General features: G+C 35.3%; 23 protein-coding genes. 5 read left to right on the top strand and 18 right to left on the bottom strand.

Annotation, left to right across the window (positions count from 1 at the left end; all coding sequences use genetic code 11):
- From citE to I580_RS09095, 7 genes are all read right to left on the bottom strand, one after another.
- Positions 1-888: a citrate (pro-3S)-lyase subunit beta gene (citE, locus tag I580_RS09120; protein ID WP_010771674.1), complete on the bottom strand. Its 888-nt coding sequence runs from the start codon at positions 886-888 to the stop codon at positions 1-3.
- A complete protein-coding gene (citD, locus tag I580_RS09115) occupies positions 876-1,184 on the bottom strand; it encodes a citrate lyase acyl carrier protein (RefSeq protein ID WP_010771673.1) in 309 nt (102 codons plus the stop codon). The genes citE and citD overlap by 13 nt, the downstream gene beginning before the upstream one ends.
- Positions 1,185-1,196: 12 nt before the next feature.
- Complete coding sequence (citC, locus tag I580_RS09110) at positions 1,197-2,192, bottom strand: [citrate (pro-3S)-lyase] ligase (RefSeq protein WP_010771672.1); 996 nt, start codon at positions 2,190-2,192, stop codon at positions 1,197-1,199.
- Positions 2,193-2,205: 13 nt separating this feature from the next.
- Positions 2,206-2,331, bottom strand: a complete 126-nt coding sequence (locus tag I580_RS17335) for an OadG-related small transporter subunit (protein WP_010760868.1) — start codon at positions 2,329-2,331, stop codon at positions 2,206-2,208.
- A 33-nt stretch (positions 2,332-2,364) separates the two neighbouring features.
- A complete protein-coding gene (locus tag I580_RS09105) occupies positions 2,365-3,480 on the bottom strand; it encodes a sodium ion-translocating decarboxylase subunit beta (RefSeq protein WP_010771671.1) in 1,116 nt (371 codons plus the stop codon).
- A gap of 42 nt (positions 3,481-3,522) precedes the next feature.
- Positions 3,523-3,924: an acetyl-CoA carboxylase biotin carboxyl carrier protein subunit gene (locus tag I580_RS09100; RefSeq protein WP_010771670.1), complete on the bottom strand. Its 402-nt coding sequence runs from the start codon at positions 3,922-3,924 to the stop codon at positions 3,523-3,525.
- 339 nt (positions 3,925-4,263) lie between these two features.
- Positions 4,264-4,593, bottom strand: coding sequence for a hypothetical protein (locus I580_RS09095; protein WP_010771669.1), 330 nt, complete (start codon positions 4,591-4,593; stop codon positions 4,264-4,266).
- A 399-nt stretch (positions 4,594-4,992) separates the two neighbouring features.
- On the opposite strand from I580_RS09095, the gene I580_RS09090 reads away from it, so the two are divergent.
- The 3 genes from I580_RS09090 to citG all read left to right on the top strand — a co-directional run bounded on the left by I580_RS09090 (position 4,993) and on the right by citG (position 8,042).
- Entirely contained in the window at positions 4,993-6,336 is a 1,344-nt protein-coding gene (locus I580_RS09090; protein ID WP_010771668.1) for a CitMHS family transporter, read from the top strand.
- 130 nt (positions 6,337-6,466) lie between these two features.
- On the top strand, positions 6,467-7,171 hold the full coding sequence (locus tag I580_RS09085) for a GntR family transcriptional regulator (protein ID WP_010771667.1): 705 nt from the start codon (positions 6,467-6,469) through the stop codon (positions 7,169-7,171).
- Positions 7,155-8,042, top strand: a complete 888-nt coding sequence (citG, locus tag I580_RS09080; protein ID WP_010771666.1) for a triphosphoribosyl-dephospho-CoA synthase CitG — start codon at positions 7,155-7,157, stop codon at positions 8,040-8,042. The genes I580_RS09085 and citG overlap by 17 nt, the downstream gene beginning before the upstream one ends.
- A 67-nt stretch (positions 8,043-8,109) precedes the next feature.
- Here citG and I580_RS09075 read toward each other — a convergent pair whose 3' ends face one another.
- A complete protein-coding gene (locus tag I580_RS09075) occupies positions 8,110-8,838 on the bottom strand; it encodes a response regulator transcription factor (RefSeq protein WP_010771665.1) in 729 nt (242 codons plus the stop codon).
- A 110-nt stretch (positions 8,839-8,948) separates the two neighbouring features.
- On the opposite strand from I580_RS09075, the gene I580_RS09070 reads away from it, so the two are divergent.
- Entirely contained in the window at positions 8,949-10,799 is a 1,851-nt protein-coding gene (locus I580_RS09070; RefSeq protein WP_010771664.1) for a sensor histidine kinase, read from the top strand.
- 171 nt (positions 10,800-10,970) lie between these two features.
- Positions 10,971-12,185 (top strand): YdcF family protein, encoded by a 1,215-nt coding sequence (locus I580_RS09065; RefSeq protein ID WP_010771663.1) that lies wholly within the window; start codon positions 10,971-10,973, stop codon positions 12,183-12,185.
- Positions 12,186-12,236: 51 nt separating this feature from the next.
- Here the strand turns inward: I580_RS09065 and I580_RS09060 are convergent, their stop codons facing one another.
- The 10 genes from I580_RS09060 to I580_RS09015 all read right to left on the bottom strand — a co-directional run bounded on the left by I580_RS09060 (position 12,237) and on the right by I580_RS09015 (position 20,203).
- Positions 12,237-12,578 carry a hypothetical protein gene (locus I580_RS09060; RefSeq protein ID WP_010771662.1) on the bottom strand — a complete coding sequence of 114 codons (342 nt, stop codon included), beginning with the start codon at positions 12,576-12,578 and terminating at the stop codon, positions 12,237-12,239.
- Positions 12,575-13,873, bottom strand: coding sequence for a Y-family DNA polymerase (locus tag I580_RS09055; protein WP_010771661.1), 1,299 nt, complete (start codon positions 13,871-13,873; stop codon positions 12,575-12,577). The genes I580_RS09060 and I580_RS09055 overlap by 4 nt, the downstream gene beginning before the upstream one ends.
- A gap of 426 nt (positions 13,874-14,299) precedes the next feature.
- Positions 14,300-14,665 (bottom strand): hypothetical protein, encoded by a 366-nt coding sequence (locus tag I580_RS09050; protein WP_010771660.1) that lies wholly within the window; start codon positions 14,663-14,665, stop codon positions 14,300-14,302.
- Positions 14,666-14,736: 71 nt separating this feature from the next.
- A complete protein-coding gene (locus I580_RS09045) occupies positions 14,737-15,177 on the bottom strand; it encodes a hypothetical protein (protein ID WP_010771659.1) in 441 nt (146 codons plus the stop codon).
- 16 nt (positions 15,178-15,193) lie between these two features.
- Positions 15,194-15,844: a hypothetical protein gene (locus tag I580_RS17135; protein ID WP_010771658.1), complete on the bottom strand. Its 651-nt coding sequence runs from the start codon at positions 15,842-15,844 to the stop codon at positions 15,194-15,196.
- Positions 15,845-16,271: 427 nt separating this feature from the next.
- A complete protein-coding gene (locus tag I580_RS09035; protein ID WP_010771657.1) occupies positions 16,272-16,742 on the bottom strand; it encodes a DUF2691 family protein in 471 nt (156 codons plus the stop codon).
- Positions 16,742-17,215, bottom strand: coding sequence for a hypothetical protein (locus tag I580_RS09030; protein WP_010771656.1), 474 nt, complete (start codon positions 17,213-17,215; stop codon positions 16,742-16,744). Before I580_RS09030 ends, I580_RS09035 begins: the two co-directional genes overlap by 1 nt.
- The gene (locus I580_RS09025) at positions 17,212-17,910 is read right to left on the bottom strand and encodes a hypothetical protein (RefSeq protein ID WP_167324171.1); all 699 of its coding nucleotides are present in this window, start codon (positions 17,908-17,910) and stop codon (positions 17,212-17,214) included. Before I580_RS09025 ends, I580_RS09030 begins: the two co-directional genes overlap by 4 nt.
- Before the next feature lie 270 nt (positions 17,911-18,180).
- On the bottom strand, positions 18,181-18,918 hold the full coding sequence (locus I580_RS09020) for a hypothetical protein (protein WP_245558643.1): 738 nt from the start codon (positions 18,916-18,918) through the stop codon (positions 18,181-18,183).
- A 574-nt stretch (positions 18,919-19,492) separates the two neighbouring features.
- The gene (locus I580_RS09015; RefSeq protein ID WP_010771653.1) at positions 19,493-20,203 is read right to left on the bottom strand and encodes a hypothetical protein; all 711 of its coding nucleotides are present in this window, start codon (positions 20,201-20,203) and stop codon (positions 19,493-19,495) included.
- Positions 20,204-20,215: the final 12 nt, after the last annotated feature.

Here is a 20,215-nt window from a genome sequence, read left to right as displayed (position 1 = left end):
TTAGACTTCCTCCTCAGAAATTAATTTTGCTGCAACGGCCAGCGCAATCACTCGCTCAGCTCGTTCAACAATTGGTTTATCCACCATTTTCCCATTCACTGAAATCACACCTGAGCCTTTTGCTTCGGCTTCACGAATACCCCAGATCACTTCTTTTGCATTTTGGATTTCTTTTTCAGTCGGCTCATATACACTATTTACTAAAGGAATTTGACGTGGATTAATGACTGATTTGCCGTCAAATCCTAATTGTTTAATCAGCTCAACTTCTGCTAGGAACCCTTCTGTATTATCGACATCTGAATAAACTGTATCGATTGCTGCAATTCCAGCTGCTCTAGCTGAATGCAGAATAAAACTACGGGCAAAAAATAATTCTTGTCCATTTGGATAGCGATGTGTTTTCATATTTGTTACATAATCTTCAGCACCAAGCGCAATTCCGATTAATCGGTCACTCGCTAATGCGATTTCTCGAGCATTCAAAACACCTTCAGCAGATTCGATTGCTGCCATCATTTTAGTTGTTCCGACACTGATGCCATATTTTGTTTCCATTTCAGTGATCACTGCAGCTACATCAACAATATCTTGAGCTGTTTCTGTTTTAGGCAAACGAATAACGTCCACTCCTGCTAAAACCATCGCTTCAACATCCTGACGGCCAACTGTGTCTAGCCCATTGATGCGCACAACGGTTTCCACACTCGAATAATCAAAAGTCCGCAAAGCATTATAAACCAGTAAACGGGCACTATCTTTTTCTTTTAAAGAAACAGCATCTTCTAAGTCAAACATCAGCGAATCAGCGCCGTATAACGTCGCATCTCTTAGCATTGAAGCATTCGCTCCAGGTACAAACATCATCGTTCTTCTTAAACGTTCCATGACTGAATCACCTGCCAATCGATCATTTCTTCACCAGCTGCACGGTAAACCGCTGCAATCGTGCGTGCTTCGATCGTACAATCTAATGCTCCTTTATCTACTGCATTGACTTTCACATTCGTTACCGCTAACTTTTCTAAGGTTTCTTGTATTTTCGCTCGAATCTGACGGCCAAATTGTTTTTCAACACTACTATCTAAATCGATATGAATCCCCTTTGCGTCATTTTGAGCGAGCGTGATCAAAATATCACTTGATTCAGTTGTACCAGCGGATGCGTTTTGCTTAATTTCCAAAATGGACACCTCTTATTCTTTTTTTTGGTTCATGATTTCTTTGAATGTACTATTAGGAACAAGCGATTTTATCTCTTCATAGGCTTGTTCTTTCATTAAAGCTCGGACTCTTGAAGCACTAATTACTTCATCATCCACTTTTTTTCTAGGTAAAATAATCAGGTTCAATGCAGAAGAAAACACATTTTCCATTGCTTGATTATAGATGTTTGTCACAGGTGACAACGGCTCTTCCCCAACGAATCTTTTCGTGATATTTAAAACGGGCGCAATTTTCTCTTTAAATAGAGTTGCATCTAGTTCTGCTTGAACTCTTGCAATATTTTCCTTTGCTTGATTTTTTAGAAAATAGGAAGGAAATGTTGCACTTGAAACCATATATTCTCTTGTTGGTAAAACGACAACATTCGATAAGTGCTTGACGCCTTCTTTTACCAGTTTAAAACGCGTCTTTGCATCAAATAAGGAGCGTTCCTCAGACAAAACAAAGAGATAAACAGTCTGCGCACATTTTGCCGCTTCTGTCACTAAATATAAATGACCGTTTGTAAATGGATTAGCATTCATTACAATTGCTGCATTTTGTTCTGTCATTTGCTGATGCTTTTTAAGTTCCACTAGATAGTCTTCAAAATCAGGAAAGCCCTGCTCCATAAAAACCAGTTCAGCTGTTGCCGCAATTTCAGTAAAACCTAAAGAGCGAAACAACTTACTAGTTTTTGGTTTTGTATATAAAAAATAATGCTGATAGCCTGTTTCCTGTAATCTTTCTCGTAAAGCTTGAACAATTTGAGAAAGCAGATTTTCATTTTGATAGGAAGAATCAATAGCAATACATTTTAAAATGTTCCGAAAAATCGATCCTGTTCCAATCAGTTTTTCCTGATCATAAATACCAATCGTATAGTCTAACTGGTCATCTGGTATAAGATCAGCGTTAATCAAAAAATCTGACCACTGCTGTTTTGCTGCAAAATCTCGATCAAGCCAAATTCTTCTGATGTTCATTGTTTAACACATCCTAGCTTTTCGGTGGGAATAATTTATTTAACATAAACGACGCAAAGTAAATCACGAAAATGACAACAAACACGCCACCCCAACCAAAAACCAATAGTTCTAATGATTTTAATAAATCAGCTGACATAAACAAGCTCCTTTCTCTTTCTTCTATCAAATGCTACGCAAGTAATGCTAATAATAAGCCGCCCGCAATAACTGAGGCAATCTGTCCAGATACATTTGCACCTGCTGCATGCATTAAAATAAAGTTCTGTGGATCTTCGTCTGTTGCCATTTTTTGAATCACTCGACTAGACATTGGGAATGCTGAAATTCCTGCTGCACCGATCATCGGATTGATTTTTTCTTTTCTAAACAGATTCAATAATTTGGCAAACAAGACACCACCAACTGAATCCATTACAAAGGCAACTAACCCCAAACCAATAACCATTAACGTATCAATTTGTAAAAATTCTTCGTATTGCATTTTCACTGAAATCGCTAATCCTAGCACAATACTGATAATGTTTACTAACTCATTTTGCGCTGTCACAGATAAACGATCTAAGACACCACACTCACGCAGTAAATTCCCAAACATTAAGAACCCAACGAGTGGAAGAGAAACTGGTGCTACCAATCCTGCGACAACCGTAATTACGATTGGGAATAAAATTTTCGCTGTTTGTGATACTTCACCAGCACGATACGTCATGCGGATTTTGCGTTCTTTTTTCGTTGTAACTGCTTTGATCGCCACTGGTTGAATAATCGGGACCAAGGCCATATAAGAATAAGCTGCCACCATAATCGCACCCATATATTTCGAATTCAACGTGTTTGCAACAAAGATTGATGTTGGACCATCCGCTGCTCCGATAATTCCGATAGATGCCGCATCATTTAAATCAAATCCTAATAAAACTGCTGCAATAATCGTAAAGAAAATCCCAAATTGCGCAGCGGCACCGAATAACAATAAAAATGGATTTTGTAATAATGGCCCAAAATCGATCATAGCGCCAATTCCGATAAATAGTAACAGCGGAAATAACTCGGTCGAAATTCCTATATCAAACAACACTTGAAACGGACCAGCTTCTCCGCCAGCACTTAGTACACCAGAATTAGGAAAATTGACTAAAATCGTCCCCAATCCCATCGGTACAAGTAAGGTAGGTTCATACTCTTTTTTGATTCCCAAGTACATCAGGATGCCTCCGATGACCATCATTACAATACGTCCCGGCTCATGCCCCATTCCTACTACACCTTCAATTAATGTTTCCACAAACGTCACTTCCTCTTTTATAATTGAACTACTTTTTTCTTATTAACCGATTGTAACTAATGGTTCTCCAGGATTGACCATATCACCTTGTTGAACATGAATTCCTGTGACCGTACCTGCTTTACCAGCTACAATCTCATTTTCCATTTTCATGGCTTCAAGAATCATTAATGGTTGATTTTCCTGAACCGTATCTCCAACATTTACTAAAATCCTCAAGATTGTTCCAGGCATAGGTGATGGCATTGCATCACTTCCAGCCGGCGTGTTCGCTACAGAAGCTGTTGTATCCGCTTGTGCAGGCGTTGGTACCGCTTCTGCCGCAGGAGCTACTGGTGCAACCGGTGCTACTGGAGCTGCTGGGACTTGTGGCACGCCACCAATTTCTTCCATTTCTACTAAATACTCTTTTCCATCAATTGAGATTTTAAACTTACGTAACATTTTTTCTCCTCCTAAAATTTAAAGTGTAATGGGCTGTCCAGGCTCGACTGAAAAATAGGAAATTATGACTGAGGTGCTCTTTACCTCTTTCATAATTTATCTTTTTTCCGAGAGTCTAGCCCATGGAACTAGATAACACATCTGTAACAACGTTCCACTTCACTTCACCTTGTACTTTTCAGCATCAGTTCATTTCATTCACTGTGATTCAAAGCAAAGTGTAATGGGCTCGTTCAGGTTCGACTGAAAAATAGGAAATTATGACTGAGGTGCTTTTTACCTCTTTCATAATTTATCTTTTTCCAACAAACTGACCGAAGCTATCAAGTAATCCAAAAGCTAAGTCGTTCTTTTCTCCTTGATTGACCGAATGACAAACTGACTTTCTGTGTGATCAGCCGATGCAATACTAGTAGCGATCACAGAAACTAATTGTGCTTCTGGATTTCTTTTTGAAATGCGTTTAATAACAAATTCACTTTCTGGTTGATCTCCAGCAGCAATTGCTGTTGCAATCAGCGAAACAAGTTGATACTCTTTGCTTTCTGCTGGAATGTACCCAACAACTTCCTGCCATTCATTCTGTTCTTCTATAGTAGGAGAAAGTGGTGCTTCATTCGTTTTTATTTCTGTTTTTTCTTTATTAAACAGCCGTTCAAATAGACCCATGAACTCACATCCTTTCTGTTTATGAATTCATTATAGGTAAAAACGATTACAATAAAATGAAATCATCAAGCCTAAATTGTTCTTTCGCTGTTCCTCTTTGTACTACTTTGCCCAAATCATACACAAACATTGATAAATCAACGTTCTTGAGCATTTAAGGTTTTATTAATATCTTATTAACATCTCTTTAAGAAACCGCTACCATCTCTGTTTTTTTGGTGTTCTTTTTCTGCTTATCGTCTATTTATCTACACTTTCTTAGATTAAACTTAGCATTGTTAACGAAACAAGAAAGGGCTTTCTAAATCTACCTTACTGTTATTTTTCTATAGACCCAACACCACAAAGAGACGCCCGATTGTTTCGGAAAACGAATTTAGTGTTGAAGGAGAGAAAAAAATGTTATTAACTGTTTTGTCTTATGTGATGATTATCATATTCATGTTTGTCATCATGAAAAAGAAAATGTCACCGTTTACAGCTTTAGTTTTGATTCCACTGATTTTTGCTCTGATCGCGATGTTTGCGGGTGTTTCTAAGGAAGGCTCTATTGGAGACTTTGTGATGGAAGGTATCAAAACAACATCCACTACAGGTATCATGTTATTGTTCGCCATTCTTTATTTTTCAATTATGTTGGATGCTGGATTATTTGACCCGATCACGAAAAAAATGATCCATATTGCAAAAGGCGACCCAATGAAAGTATTGATCGCTACAGCCGTTGTCGCTGCAGCCGTTTCTCTTAATGGAGATGGAACGACTACGACCTTGATCTGTTGTTCTGCCTTTATTCCTATCTATAAAAAATTAGATATGAAATTAATGAACCTAGGTGTTTTGGTTATTTTACAAAACACGATCATGAACTTACTTCCTTGGGGTGGACCGACAGCTCGTGCGATGAGCGTATTGAATGTCGGCGCTGAAATTTTGGCTTATCTAATTCCTGGCATGATCATTGCGTTACTCTATGTGATCTTCATCGTAGCACCTTCTATGGGGAGAAAAGAACGCGCTCGTCTTGGCATCAAGCAATTGACAGATGAAGAAATCGATGCAATGACAACTGTTACAGATGAAGAAACATTGGCGATCCGTCGACCTAAAATTTGGTTATTCAATGCGATTTTGACCATTGGTTTGATTGCTTTATTAGTAACAGACTCATTTGTTGGACTTGGCTTACCACCGTTGTTCTTATTCTTAACAGGTACTGTTGTCGCTTTGATGGTCAATTATCCAGTATTAAAAGATCAATCTAAACGGATCGGTGCAAATGGTGGCGATGCTGTGCAAGTTGTTATCTTAGTTTTCGCCGCTGGTGTTTTCATGGGACTTTTCCAAGGGACTGGTATGGCAGATGCATTAGCTCAAAGTTTCACAAAAATAATTCCAAATCAATTGGCTGGTTTCTGGGGCTTAGTTATTGCATTGATTTCCGCTCCTGGTACCTTCTTTATTTCAAATGATGGTTTTTACTTTGGTGTGTTACCTGTTTTAGCAGAAGCTGGACGGGCTTATGGTTTCACCGATATGCAAATGGCCTTAGCTTCATTGATGGGACAAGCGTTCCACTTATTAAGTCCATTAGTTGCCTTCATTTACCTATTACTTCGTTTAACAGGTTTGGATATGGGACAGTGGCAAAAAGAATCGGCAAAATGGGCGTTGGGCATCTTCGTTATCTTTGTTGTAACGATCATTTTGACTGGTCATATGCCGCTATATATTCCGCAATAATCATTTTTGTTCATTGAAAATCGTACATTCATAAAAAGAGTTGTACGATTTTCTTCCCTTTTTCTTAGCAATATAGAATAAAAATATTCATTTATTTTTCCTACTATTTAATCAGAAGAGGAGCAATCAGATGAGTACAATATCAGAAGCAGTTGGAAAAAATTTAAATTTAAGCGCCAATGAACCGTTAAAAGAACTTGTTTACAAAGCCTTCCGAAAAACAATCATTCTAGGTGAAATTCCTGCTGGTCAGCGTATCAACGAAAAAGAATTTTCAGAAATAATGAATATCAGCCGTACACCAATCCGCTATGCCTTACAAAAGCTCGTTGAAGAAGGACTTGTTGATCATGTTCGTGGTGTCGGAATCATCGTTCGAGGAATTTCACTCAATGATGCTAATGAAATTTATGCGATTAGAAAATCGTTGGATGTTTTAGCGACGATTACAGCGATGAAGGAAATGGGCTCTGAAGATTTTAAGGAGCTAAAAATACTATTAGAAGAAACAGAGCAGTTAAATGAAGCAAATGAAATTGATCAAGTTTTACAAAAATTCTCTGACTTCAATGAATTGATTTATGAAAAAAGCAAAATGTTACGCTTAAAATCGATCGTCATGAAACTGCGTGAATACCTCGTCTACTTTAGAGATATCTCGATTCGATCTAAAGAACGTCGGGATAAAGCATTGAATGAACATTGGTTAATTTATAAATGTATGCTAAATCAAGAAGAAGAACAATTAAAATTACTCATTACAGAGCACTTAGATTATTCTCAAACCTTTATTCTTAAAGAAATGGAAAAACATTTAAATGAAACAGCAAAATAAATATGAAACACTTAAATCAGTCAGTGAATTTGCTTTAGAATCACTATTATACGAAGCCAGACTTTATCCTAAACCAGGACTGGTCGATCCTAAAAGTTGCGGTGCGCATACAGACATGAATTATTCTACTTTTATTGATAGTAGTGCTGCACTTGCACCATTTCTTACACAATATGTTGACTTAGGATTTAATCATAATGGGTCTCCTTCTGCTTTGTTTGAAAAAGTCCGTGCACTTGGACAACAGGCTGAAGCTGCTATGCTGAGAAAAACTAAGGGCGTTAATACTCATAAAGGGGCCAATTTCTCTTTTGCGTTAGTTCTAAGTGCAACAGGAAAACTAATGAACGATAAGCAGTTAGAGATTCCCTTTACAAAACAAGATACAGCAGCCGTTTTTAACTATGTAAAACAGATGGCAAAAGGATTACTTTTAAAAGATTTTGCTGATTTGGCGTACAAGAAACAATTGAGTTATGGAGAACAGCTTTATTTAGAGCATGGTATCGTTGGCATTCGCGGTGAAGCAGAATTAGGCTATCCTACACTTACAGATAGCGCACTTCCATTTTTAAGAAAATACTATAACAGCGATCAACGTACCTTGTTTTTAATGTTATTATTACATTTAATGGCAACGATTGAAGACTCTAATTTAATCAATCGAGGTGGTATCTATGCTTGGCAAAACGTCAAAAAACAAGCTACTGAACTTTTACAAACACTCTCGATCAATAGCTCAGAAAAAGAATTAGAACATGCTTTGGTTCTTTTCGATCAACAACTGATCAAAGAAAATCTTAGCCCAGGTGGCTCGGCTGATTTAGTCGCATTAAGCTTCTTTTTTGGACGATTAGAAGGTTTATTTTGAGTTTTACATAAAAACGATAAAAACAGGTGATGACCATGACGGATCACTACCTGTTTTTATAGCTATACTACACAGTATTCCCTGCCTCTTTGCCTTCTGGATTAAAGAGATACCCAATGCCCCAAACTGTCTGTAAATATTTCGGTTTTTTCGGGTCATCTTCAATCTTATTTCTTAGATAGTTAATGTACACCGTGATCAGATTCTTATCCATGTCTCCATCACTCCAGACACTAGCATAAATCTGTTCCTTACTAAATACTTGATAGGGATTTTCCATAAAAAATAAAATCATCATGATTTCTTTAGATGTCATATTCACGATTTCGCCATTTTTACTAAATTGATATTGATTTTTATCGAATGAAAAAATTCCATCTCTCAACATCGTTTCTTCACGATGTTTGCTCAATGTCAATAACTGTTCTGTTCGATTCAAGGTACTGATGACCTGTGCTCGTAAAACATCTGGCGCAAAAGGTTTAGAAAGATAAACATCACCGCCAGATTCTAGACCACTAATGATATCTTGCTCGCTTTTTTTCCCACTGACAAAGATAATTGGTGTTAAAGGCTGGCGTTCTCGAATCAATTGCGCCAAATGATAGCCGTCATTTTCATGCTCTAAACTGACATCTAAAAGAAATAATTGAAATTCTACTCGATTCATGATATCTAACGTTTTTTCGATCGTATCACTTTGATAGACCAGTAATCCCGTTGACTGAAGCGACTTCCAAATCAATCGGCGAATTGCAGGATCATCATCTACCACTAAAATTTTTTCGTTTCGCAACGTGCACACCTCATTATTTTTTTACATTATCTATACAATAGCGGAATTATCTTTAAATTTCAACATGAACTTGTTATGATATGAACAGACTTTTAAAAGGAGCTAGACCAATGAAACGAACAAACAGAATTGTAAACATCATGATCGCAGCGATGACCCTCTTTATTGTTGTATCCGTTTTCTTTGCAATTCGGGGATTTTCTATCATTCGTAAAACAACAACAGCAAGTGGTCAGGACTTTTTGCTACAATCGACAGAATATGTTGGTAAAGTAATACAGCTTTCTATGAAAAATCGGCATCAGGCTCTTAATTATCTAGCGATTGATGGTAATTTAAAGAATAGTGATGATCCAGCGACTTACTTAAAAAGCAGCGCCTCTTCTCTCAACACATTCTTTGACTCCTTAAATAATGAAACCGATTCACTTTTTTATATTGATCCAGAGGGTACACCTTTATATGCTTTTCATTGGGACGCTAAGAAAAAAGAAGTATTGATTGTAGATCCTGACACAATTCGTCCCTTTATTCGTCATGATTTATCTTTAAAACAACTGTTCGATAAACCAACCGCCCAAAATGGCGATTCGTATTTTATCAATAAAAAAGCTTATGTTAATTTTTATCAAGAAATCCGAACGGCCTCTGGTACTGTTGATGGTTATTTGATTTTACCTTTGAATTTGGAAGCTTTTTATAAGAATTTTTTACAAGATTTTGAATTAGATTATAAAGGATATCCGATGATCAAAGACCGGTCAATGACTGTTGTTATGCACCCTGTAGCCCAACAAGTTGGGTTAGATATTATCAATGGACGAGAAAAATTGTATCCAGACTTTGATTACTCTGATTTAAAACGACTAGAAAAATATCAGCTAAACCACAATTCCGGAAAGCTGACCTATAAATCTTACTGGTGGGATGAAGATACACCGACTGAAGTGTTAAAAATCAGTGCCTTCGAATGGATCGATGTTGGCCTTGCTCATTGGGTCGTCGCAATCAATGCGGATTATAACGAACGAAATGATGATATCATCAATTTTGTCATCGTTTTGTCTTTCCTCTTAGTTTTATTATTACTTTTGATTATTGTTTGTTCGTTATTTATTCATAATTTTAGAAAAAAAGAAACCATTGAAGCCGAAAATCGCCAGTTAATCGAAAAACAAAAGCAACAAAAAATGCAACATCAATTAGAATTAGAACTTTATCAACGAAACAAAATGGAAACAGTGGGTTTGCTTACAACATCGATCGTCCATGATATGAACAATTTTTTAACTCCGATTATCGGTAACACCCAACTATTATTGGAAGAACATGGAGACGATCCTATATTAAAAGCAGATTTAGAAGAAATTCTTCATTCTGCCCAGAAAGGAAAACAGCTATCTTCAAATGTTTTACGCTTTTCTAAACCTCAAAAAAGCGTTCAGGAATGGATAGATATTTCTGCTGCGATTGGAGTTGCTACCCACTTGATTGGGGAAATTATTCCTAAAAAAGTTCAATTATCCCTATCCATCCAAGAAAATCTTGGGACTACTAAATTAGAAGAAACAGACTTACAAAATTTGATTTATAACTTGATCACAAACGCCTATCAGGCTACAAAAGAAAATTCAAATAAACAACAAAAGATTCAAGTCACTGTTTCACCAGCTTCAAAAGAATTGACTGTACTGCTGAAGAAAAGTAGTCATCGAGCAACGCCTATTGATACGTTTGTTACGCTGGAAATTTCTGATAATGGTCCTGGAATCCCAGAAGAATTACAAGAAAAAATATTTGAGCCCTTCTTTACAACAAAATCAGCGGATGAAGGAACGGGACTGGGACTTTTCGCAGTAACCTCGATTGTTGCAAAATATGAATGGCATCTTTCATTAGTATCTGAAGAGGGACGAGGAACGAGCTTTTTCATCACATTTCCAGTTCATTCTTCTAAATAATTTTAAATTAGGATGTAGTTGGAGTTGACCCATTACATCCTAATTTTTCATCCTATGTCTAGCTGACTTACTTGAACCATAAGATATTTACAGCTTCTTAAAGTTTGTAGTTTTTTTTTCGCTCATTTTTCGTTATACTAATATGAAATCATTTATTGAAGGAGTTCTATTATGGGGAATTATTTTAGTATTATCATTGGGATCATTTATCTTATTGGCGTATTTATTATCCCAAAATGGCGTGCAAAAAAGCTCAATCAAAATTGGAAATTTTTTGAATTGCTTTGGTTTTCAATTTGTTTTATTGTTTATGTCATTTATTTAGAAGTACAACTTCATACTTATTATTTTTTGATCCCATCAACCTTCTTGTTACTTTTCCTTTTTTGTTATTTTAAGGAAAAGCGAAGGTTAATTAATGGATTAGTCTTTAATTTGTTTTTAATCGTAGGTATGACTTACTTAGGTTCTTTACTTGTTAGGACAATGAATCCTTTACTGATTGTTTTAGCAGGAATCACAGGCATTGTTTTGCTACTCTTGTTATTGATCGGACTTTATGCCTTGCTTGCTTTCTTATATTGGAATGCAATCGTCGTTTTGCGTAAAGAAGGGCATTCTTTAGCAAATTTATTGACCTTACTTTTAGCTATTGGTTTGACCGCTTTTCTGATTTTTAATTATTATTCAGCTCGAATCTTGCCACAGTGGGCGTCTCTATTATTTGGTATTTTACCATTTATCATGTTTTATTTTTCTATTGTGTTCTATAATTTTTTAACAATCTCAATTATTTATCAATTTAATCAACCTAAATATACTCAAGATTACATCATTGTTTTAGGTTCAGGTTTGATCGATGGAAAAACAGTCCCGCCACTTTTAGGTAAGCGGATCGAAAAAGCCATGCAATTTTATAAAGCCCAGTCTGATGCTACGTTAAATCCACCTAAAATCCTGATGTCTGGTGGTAAGGGGGACGATGAACATATCGCTGAAAGTATTGCAATGAAACAGTACGCCATTGGAAAAGGGATTCCAGAAGAAGCTATTTTAGTTGAAACTAATTCCAAAAATACGTTAGAGAACATGCGCTTTTCCAAAGAAATCATGGAACAAGATTTTGGGGGAACTGATTTCCGAGCGATTTTTACGACAAACAATTTCCATCTATTCCGTGCTGGTCTTTTTGCCAAGATGGCCAATCTAAACGCTGACGGGATTGGCGCTCGAACAGCCTTCTATTTTCTACCTAATGCCTTTTTAAGAGAGTTTATTGCAATCGTGATGATGCACAAACGTCGTCATTTGATCATGTGTAGTCTAATTGCGTTAATGATGATTCTATTGGCATTGGCTGAATTCTTTCTGGTTACCCACCGTTAAACCTGAAAAACCATCTAACTTTAGTAGTGTATATAAAGTTAGATGGTTTTTTTAGTATAATTGGACATGGCGAATTTCATCGTAGCCAATCTTATGTCCACCTACAAAAATCCCCAACTCATCATGTCCTTGAATCCTGCCAATAATATCTGCTCCATAATGTCCTTCACAATCTAGTTCTTCTTTTTGAATCCTCACTTCAACCTGATTTTGAAATGCCTGAGCTAATACTTCATCGATTTCCGTCCAACTCATTTGTATTTTCTTTTCAGCTGGCTGTCTTTTTTTCTCTTGTTCAATAATCGCGGTATGCTCAGATAAATAAAAGCCCGCCCACTTTTTCATTTTTCGATCTTGGTACTGTTCAAAATAATAATCTCGCTCTTTACTCATTGTAAGCCCTCCATTCCCCCTGCATGTCCACCGACTAGTGACGCTCTTGAAATTGCTGTGCCACCAGATGAGACAGAACTTGCGTGGACCAATGAAACATAGCCAAAGCGCTGGCGAATTTCGTCGATCAACTGGTCTAGTTTTAGTTCCTTCAGTTGCTCATCTGGTTCATGAAATAAATCTAATTGTACATAAGTATTGTAATTCAGTTTGGAATACGTAATTCCAATATGTCGTACTTCTTCTCCGTGCCAATGTTGCCTAAAAATGGTTAAACAATATTCAATCAATAATTTGCTGCTATTTGTTAAAGGGACCTTCATTTGCCTTGAAAACCCTGATCCACCCGATAAACCTGCTTTAGAAAAACCCACAGATAAATGAACACATTCTGTCTGACAATGAGCTTTTCTAAGACGCGCTGCCACTTGTTCTGCCATCTCCCTGATCACAACTTCGATCTCATCTTGTCTCATATAATCCCGCATCAAAATCTGAGAATTGTTATAGGAACGTTCTTCCGGTATGTATTTTTCAGATAAGCGGCTGCGATCAATGCCATGCGCATGGGCATATAACTGTTCGCCAATGATCCCTAAATTCCTTTTGAGACTGTTTACATCTGCATGAGCTAAATCATACACAGATCGAATGCCTAAATGGTTTAAACGTTTGGCTAAGCGGTGGCCGATTCCCCACATATCCGTCATTGACTCAATACTCCAGACTTTTTCAGGAACGTCTTCATAATGCCACTCAGCTAACCGTTCTTCATTATGCTTCGCTTCGATATCCATCGCTAATTTGGCTAATAAAGGATTATCACCGATGCCAACTGTGATTGCTAACCCTGTCTCTTTTTTGATTCTTTGTTGGATGATTTTAGCCACGGTTCTTGGCGTTTGACCAAACAATTTCCAACTGGCACTTACATCTAAAAATGATTCATCAATCGAATAAATATGTAAGTCTTCTTCTGCAACATATTCTTTATAGATTGCATTGATTTTCATGTTTTCTTTGATATATTCATTCATCCGAGGTGGTACAATCGCTAATTCTGGATGATCAGGTACATCGTATTTTCTTGTTACATTGGTGATTCCTAGCACTTCTTTCGCTTTTGGTGAAGATGCCAGAACAAGACCACCAGTATTTTCAGCATGGCTCATCACAACCAGCATTTTTTCTAGTGGGTCATACCCTCTAGCCACACATTCGACCGAGGCATAAAAGGATTTTACATCAATACAAAAAAGTACTCTTCTAGGTTCTTTTTCATAATCAAATATCATCGCGATCCTCTCCTTATTCTATTCCATAACCAATTATACGAACGTACGTTCCTTTTGTGAAGGGGAACACCTTTTTAAGTTTTAAAAAAAATACGTAAAAAGAGTACGAACTATTATCCATTTTTCTGATAATAGTTCGTACTCTTGCTTGATTATATATCTGATATCCTAAAGATTGCCCTGCCCTACCTCTGATATAATTGACACCGATATAATTGCGTTGTAGAAAATTCCTTTTTATGTCTGATTTTCTTTTAAAAGATTTCCATTCAATCCTATAAGTTTATGCCTTTGTTTAAATTACAATTTTTTTATGTATACAGTCAGAGTAAACTATAATTGCTGTAGTTACTCTGACTTTTATAACAGACTAGAAATCAAATTAATTTACATATACTCAATAAACTCATCGATTTCCTTTTTCCTTTAAAAAAATACTTCTATTGCTCCATCTATTCTTTCAATTAAATCATCATAATGATTGTCTGTCATTACCATTTCTTTATATCCCCATAATCCACTGACAACTGAATTCACCTCATAATTATAGTACCACTCTAAATAGACTTGGTGATCTACTACTTCAAATAATTCTGCTGGATACCATGATGGTAAATCTTCATACGTTCCTATAATTAAATAATGTAGAACATTTTTAAAAAGAACTTGAGTATAAATTTCATCTTTTTTTAAAGGATATTCTGTTTTTGTAAGGTCTCCTATATTCGATAATGTAAACGTATTAATACCACTTCCCGTGGTCGCTAAACATCTTACTTTCATAATCTTCATTTCTTCCTTCGTATTTCCTATCGACTTTATTAGGTATTATCCACCCTCTATTAGCTCATTTCAACTTACTACTAATCTAATGTTGGATCAGCAGCAAACCAAGTAAAAATAGATTCCTCTTCTGGATTTTCCATGTTGAGCCAAGCTATATAAAATATTAGTTCCTTAATATTAGTCTCTTTATTGAGGGTTAAGTCCATTCCATTATCCAAATAGAAATAATCAACACCAGTAATATCTCCTACCGTTCCTATACTCAATTTTAAATTACCTTTAAAAAAACTTATTAATGATAAATCTTCTCCTGATTCAATTTCACTTTTTATCACTGCATTTTCATCAATATCTAAGATTAACTTTACATTTTCAAGATTCTGAGTAATTTTCAATGTAATACTAATTCGTTTATCAACTAAATAATTTTTACTATTAACATTTAGTGATTTATAGCTATATTTCTTTTCTATATTATTTTCAAATAATCGAATATTTCCTAATGGGGTTTTCAACATAAAAACTGTCCTCCTACTATTTTAAATACTGTTTGGGATCAACTGGATAACCATGTATTCGTCCAGCACCATCAATATGCACTCTCACTCCAGTTTCTCCATTGGGACCTATCACTTTTCCAGCATCCCATACCTTAGTGCCATCATTTAATAACTTTCCTTTTACCCAACCTTCTTGTGTTTCATTTACTCCCGTTTGTCCTTTTTTCCACTGTGTTTTTGTATCTATGCTATTGTTATGCCATGGAACATGTTTGCCCTGTTTTCCAGCATCAACAGAAGGAGCATTTTTAATATCACCATCAACTGCACCTTGTTTCGGAAGTCCGGGTACCTCTTTTGCTAATTTCTGAATATAATCCCCAATAAACCAACCAACTATCCCATTAGCAAGATCTCTTGCACTTGGTATTTTCGGTAAAGATGGAAATGAAAAGTTTCCTGCATCCATGTCTAGTTTCGGTATCGTCGTTACAGGTGGGACTACTGGGACTCTTGGTATAGGAATTACAAATGCCGTTCCTACAACAAGTCCTGAATTACTTCCTGTCCATTTCTTATCCGCCGTATCGCAGACTTTCTTGATTCGGACGGTTGCTATCATACGAATGGTTTTTGCTCGCTGATCCTCTACTTGATAGCGATAAGCGGCACTTTGATAGTACAATGCCTGATTGTAAGTCTGATAACCTACGTGCTCTGTCCATTTCTTCTTAGGATATAATTGACACTGACATCATTATGCTGTGGTCATAATATATTATTATTTTACTCTTGTATATTTAACTTTATTAGTTGGTATTCTTTATGAATATCTTATGTATATAGTTAGAGTAGACTATAACTATATAGCTACTCTAACCTTGGATGACCTGCTCATTAAAAAACTAACTTACACTTACTTGACTAAATTTTTAAAATACCTGCTCTATTCTTATTTTAGGCTCCTTCAAATATAAGATAGCAACAACATCATTCGGTGTATAAATACAATAATGTGTCACACCTTTTTTAGTATTAACGCCAAAACTCTCTTTTTCCAGCCAATCCACAAAATTAGAGTTTTCAATAATAAATAATTGAACATATTAAAATTATTCTTCACTATTATACTTTTCTAAATCACAGGCGAATGAATAATATTTTTTTAAACTTTCAATGATTTTATCATTCTTACTTATTACAATAAGTGTATTTCCATCCCATTCTACTATCTCAAACTCTGCCAGAGGATTTTGTAAAGTCAACGGTACTTCCCAAAATCCTTTATAACCATTTGCAAATGGTAATGAATAAGTTAGCACCTCTTCTCTTTTAATATTTTTTTTAAAAGCAGAAAATACTCCCCAAATCCAATAACCATCATCCTTACTTATTAATTCAGAAAGTTTTTCTCCCTTTATCCATGTATATGATTCATTGAAAAAAGGTGTATCATTTTGTGATACAAACTCGCTATTTGTAATTAACCAGTTATACTCATTTTCTATATTTCCTATTGCTGTGAAAACATCAGATAATCGAGAACAATTTTCTTTGTGTTTAAAAACAACTATTCCTTTCATTATTCATCAACATATTCTTTCAGACTTTCTGTATGAAAGAAATTTTTCTGAATATCTGTAATGATTTTTTTATTTTTGCTTATGGCTAAAAATAAACTGCTATCCCAAGAAACTAATTCAACTTCTGCTAACGGATGTTGAATATTTGTCTCAAGCGACCAAAAACCGTCATATCCATTTGCATAGGGTAAGTTATTTTCAAGAATTTTTTTCTTTGAAATATTTTTTGGAAACCCAGAAAATACTCCCCAGATAAACTGAATATCATTGTTTTCTACTATTCTCACCAAGCTTTCGTTATCTAACCAAATATAATCTTCATTTGGTTTGATCAAATCATCCGGATAATAGTTACATTCATAATCAGTAATAAGCCAGTTATACTGGTTATCTTTTTTTATTGCTTCAAATATATATTTCATATTTGTAAAATAGCCACAAGGAAATTGTTTTACTACAATTGCTTCTATCATTTTCTCACACCATCTTTCCAAGTATGTTCATGTGGTACCTCAGGATGTCTTGTTGGATTTCCATGGTCATCATAATCGATATCTCTTACCGCGTTCCCATCTTCATCATACCATCTACGTGTCTTGATTTTTCCACTCTTATCATAAATATCTACGCTTGAATTAGGTTCTCCAGTTCTGTCTGCTGACCCAGTTACTTTTTTGTGTTTCTTAGACGGTGTATCATCATACGTATTCCCTTGATTAGACGTTACAGAGCTTTCTTCACTTAGTGCTTCACTAGCAGACTGGAATATCTTCCCAATACCAATAGCATTCTTTGCCCAATCTAACGTATTCTTCGCTTTTCCTAGTAAACCTATTGCGCCTCCGCCAGGGATAAAGAGGATTTCATTTTTCATTATTTTAGATTTGCCATATTTCTTCTCAAACTCTTTTAACTGCTCTTCGCTACTTTTCTTACCTGTCCACTTCCTATCTGCCGTATCGCAGACTTTCTTGATTCGGACTGTAGCTGCTGCTCGTGTCGCTTGTGCTCTAGCTACCTGTACTTGATAGCGATAAGCCGCACTTTGATAGTATAACGCTTGATTGTACGTTTGATAGCCTACAGGTTGTCCATTTCTTCCTCGGATATAATTGACACTGACATAGTTTTGTTGTGGATAATACGTTCTTCCCCCACAGTTTCCCACGTAATAAATCCCTGATAGCATCCCGCTCCAAGATCTTAAAGCACAAGGTGAGGATAGCACAACGGCATTCCAGACAGCTTTTGCACCATTCCAGACCTTTTTAGCGACTTTCTTCACATTATTCCAAGCTTTAGACCACTAACCTACATTGCCACTGCGGTCACGGTATTTCTGCGGGTTGTTTTCTACATAAATATAGCGGTTTTGACTTTGAGGTTGTTCCACTTTTCCATACCATGTATCTTCTTGTAAGAAACGTCCAATGCAAAGTTATAAAAAAAACAATTCACTTTCATTTGCAATTTTTTCATATACTTTTTTATCTTCTTCATTTTGAAAAATCAAAGGTACACTGATATCATAATTCGTTTTTATAATTAAGGGTACTGTATTGAAGTACAAGCTACTCCATAAACTTTCTCGTAAAAAACATTTAAAAAACATGTTTAATACATTAAGGTTATCTATCAAATAAATTGGTTCTTTACTATTTTTTAGAATTTCAATCTGATTTAATATGATATATTTATCTATTTGATCAACATACTTCTCTTGACTAATCAAAAACTCTATTACATCTTGATTATTTTCAAAAGTTCCAAGATCGATATAACATTTTCCTCTATTTAATTCAAAAACTTTTTTTATAAAGTAAAGAAATTTAGATTCTTGACTTAATTTAAAATAGTTGTTTGAGAGCAAATCTAATCGAGGATCTTCTTTAACCATTGGTTTATTAAAAACATCTAATACAACCTTTTCGTATTTTTTTTCAGACTCAATAAGTAATTCATCATAATCATCAGCTTGAATATATAGCTCCCATAGCTCACTATCATTATTCACAGCATTACTATTAATTGGCTGTATTTTGGGAATGATACCATCTTCAGTTCTAATCTCTAAGTTTATTTCCTTTTTCATCGTAAGTTCCCTCTCGCTTTCCTTTTTCAAAATCTCTTTTATTTTTGTATTTTTTCCAAGAGCTTCCTCCATGACTGGCTCCATCGTCTTGCGACCAAACTGAACCATCTTTTTGTAAATATCCAGTATCTTTTTTTGCTTTACTATTACCCTTTCTTATTGTCGTCCCGTTTTTAGGATTAAAAACAGCTTCATTCTTCTCAGCTATTTTCTGAATATAATCCCCAATAAACCAGCCAACTATCCCATTAGCAAGATCCCTTGCACTTGGTATTTTCGGTAAAGATGGAAATGAAAAGTTTCCTGCATCCGTGTCTAGTTTCGGTATCGTCGTTACAGGTGGACTACTGGGACTCTTGGTATTGGAATCACAAATGCGGCTCCTACAACCAGCCCTCTATTCTTACCCGTCCATTTCTTATCCGCCGTATCGCAAACTTTCTTGATTCGGACTGTAGCTACTGTTCTTGTCCTTTATTCCAAGCTTTAGACCACCAATCAGCGTTTCCAATACATCATCATTTTTTCTAAACACAAAACTGAATAAACAGATCAATTATTTCACTAGATTTTACGTACAAATTGGAGTAAGCTATAAAAAACTTACTCCAACTTTTGGGAATTATTTGAACCATTATCATTTATATTACTATTCTTTCTACTTCACAATACTTCCATTAATAATTGATTTTAAACTATCTGGTGAATAAAGATAATCTAAATCTATTTCAAAATCAGTTGGCTTTTCATTTAAAATAATATCGTTCAACTTTTCAATACTTTCATGTAGAAACTTCTCTAGTTCAATATTTTTCTTTTGCTTTCCCCACAAACTTTCAATTATTCCCCAATCAAAGCATCGCATGACTCTCAGCTGGTTAGCACCTGACCAATCTGGATTTATTTCATCACTTAAAACAATTCCATCAGAAACTAAATTGTCTAACTGCTTTAACATTCTAATTATTTTAGGATTATTTGAAACTAAAATATTATTATTTTCGATTGAAGGGTACGTGTTTAAAAGTTCTTCTCTCTCTTTTACACCTTCTCTTATTCCAGCAATATCTACTTTTTTATTCCAATAAACTTTTCTAATTATAAAAAACGTATTCTCATCAAATTCTTCTCTTTCATCTGAATAAATAGAAAAGCTAATTAAATCACTATTTGGAATTTCTCTAACCACTTGAAAAATAAGCTCACATTTTATTTTGTTACTCTCACTTACTACAATAATTTTTGCTGGTTCTTTTATATAATATTCTACAATTTCTTCATATCTAACCATCGGTATTCGAGAAAAAGAAGTACTATATTCTCTAATCATTTTTCCATTAGTTAACTCTTTAGGTCTTGTATTATCCATTTTCTTCTCCTT

Origin of the sequence: Enterococcus caccae ATCC BAA-1240, assembly GCF_000407145.1 — a bacterium.
Taxonomy (GTDB): Bacteria; Bacillota; Bacilli; order Lactobacillales; family Enterococcaceae; genus Enterococcus_L; species Enterococcus_L caccae.
Note: the sequence above shows the minus strand (reverse complement) of the source record. Positions and strands in the feature narration are given on the sequence as shown.

Coding starts and splice junctions, on each gene's coding strand:
- citE (WP_010771674.1), bottom strand. CDS start 888: ATGGAACGTTTAAGAAGAACGATGATGTTTGTACCTGGAGCGAATGCT.
- citC (WP_010771672.1), bottom strand. CDS start 2,192: ATGAACATCAGAAGAATTTGGCTTGATCGAGATTTTGCAGCAAAACAG.
- I580_RS17335 (WP_010760868.1), bottom strand. CDS start 2,331: ATGTCAGCTGATTTATTAAAATCATTAGAACTATTGGTTTTTGGTTGG.
- I580_RS09100 (WP_010771670.1), bottom strand. CDS start 3,924: ATGTTACGTAAGTTTAAAATCTCAATTGATGGAAAAGAGTATTTAGTA.
- I580_RS09095 (WP_010771669.1), bottom strand. CDS start 4,593: ATGGGTCTATTTGAACGGCTGTTTAATAAAGAAAAAACAGAAATAAAA.
- I580_RS09090 (WP_010771668.1), top strand. CDS start 4,993: ATGTTATTAACTGTTTTGTCTTATGTGATGATTATCATATTCATGTTT.
- I580_RS09085 (WP_010771667.1), top strand. CDS start 6,467: ATGAGTACAATATCAGAAGCAGTTGGAAAAAATTTAAATTTAAGCGCC.
- citG (WP_010771666.1), top strand. CDS start 7,155: ATGAAACAGCAAAATAAATATGAAACACTTAAATCAGTCAGTGAATTT.
- I580_RS09070 (WP_010771664.1), top strand. CDS start 8,949: ATGAAACGAACAAACAGAATTGTAAACATCATGATCGCAGCGATGACC.
- I580_RS09065 (WP_010771663.1), top strand. CDS start 10,971: ATGGGGAATTATTTTAGTATTATCATTGGGATCATTTATCTTATTGGC.
- I580_RS09060 (WP_010771662.1), bottom strand. CDS start 12,578: ATGAGTAAAGAGCGAGATTATTATTTTGAACAGTACCAAGATCGAAAA.
- I580_RS09055 (WP_010771661.1), bottom strand. CDS start 13,873: ATGATATTTGATTATGAAAAAGAACCTAGAAGAGTACTTTTTTGTATT.
- I580_RS09050 (WP_010771660.1), bottom strand. CDS start 14,665: ATGAAGATTATGAAAGTAAGATGTTTAGCGACCACGGGAAGTGGTATT.
- I580_RS09045 (WP_010771659.1), bottom strand. CDS start 15,177: ATGTTGAAAACCCCATTAGGAAATATTCGATTATTTGAAAATAATATA.
- I580_RS09035 (WP_010771657.1), bottom strand. CDS start 16,742: ATGAAAGGAATAGTTGTTTTTAAACACAAAGAAAATTGTTCTCGATTA.
- I580_RS09030 (WP_010771656.1), bottom strand. CDS start 17,215: ATGATAGAAGCAATTGTAGTAAAACAATTTCCTTGTGGCTATTTTACA.
- I580_RS09020 (WP_245558643.1), bottom strand. CDS start 18,918: ATGGAGCCAGTCATGGAGGAAGCTCTTGGAAAAAATACAAAAATAAAA.
- I580_RS09015 (WP_010771653.1), bottom strand. CDS start 20,203: ATGGATAATACAAGACCTAAAGAGTTAACTAATGGAAAAATGATTAGA.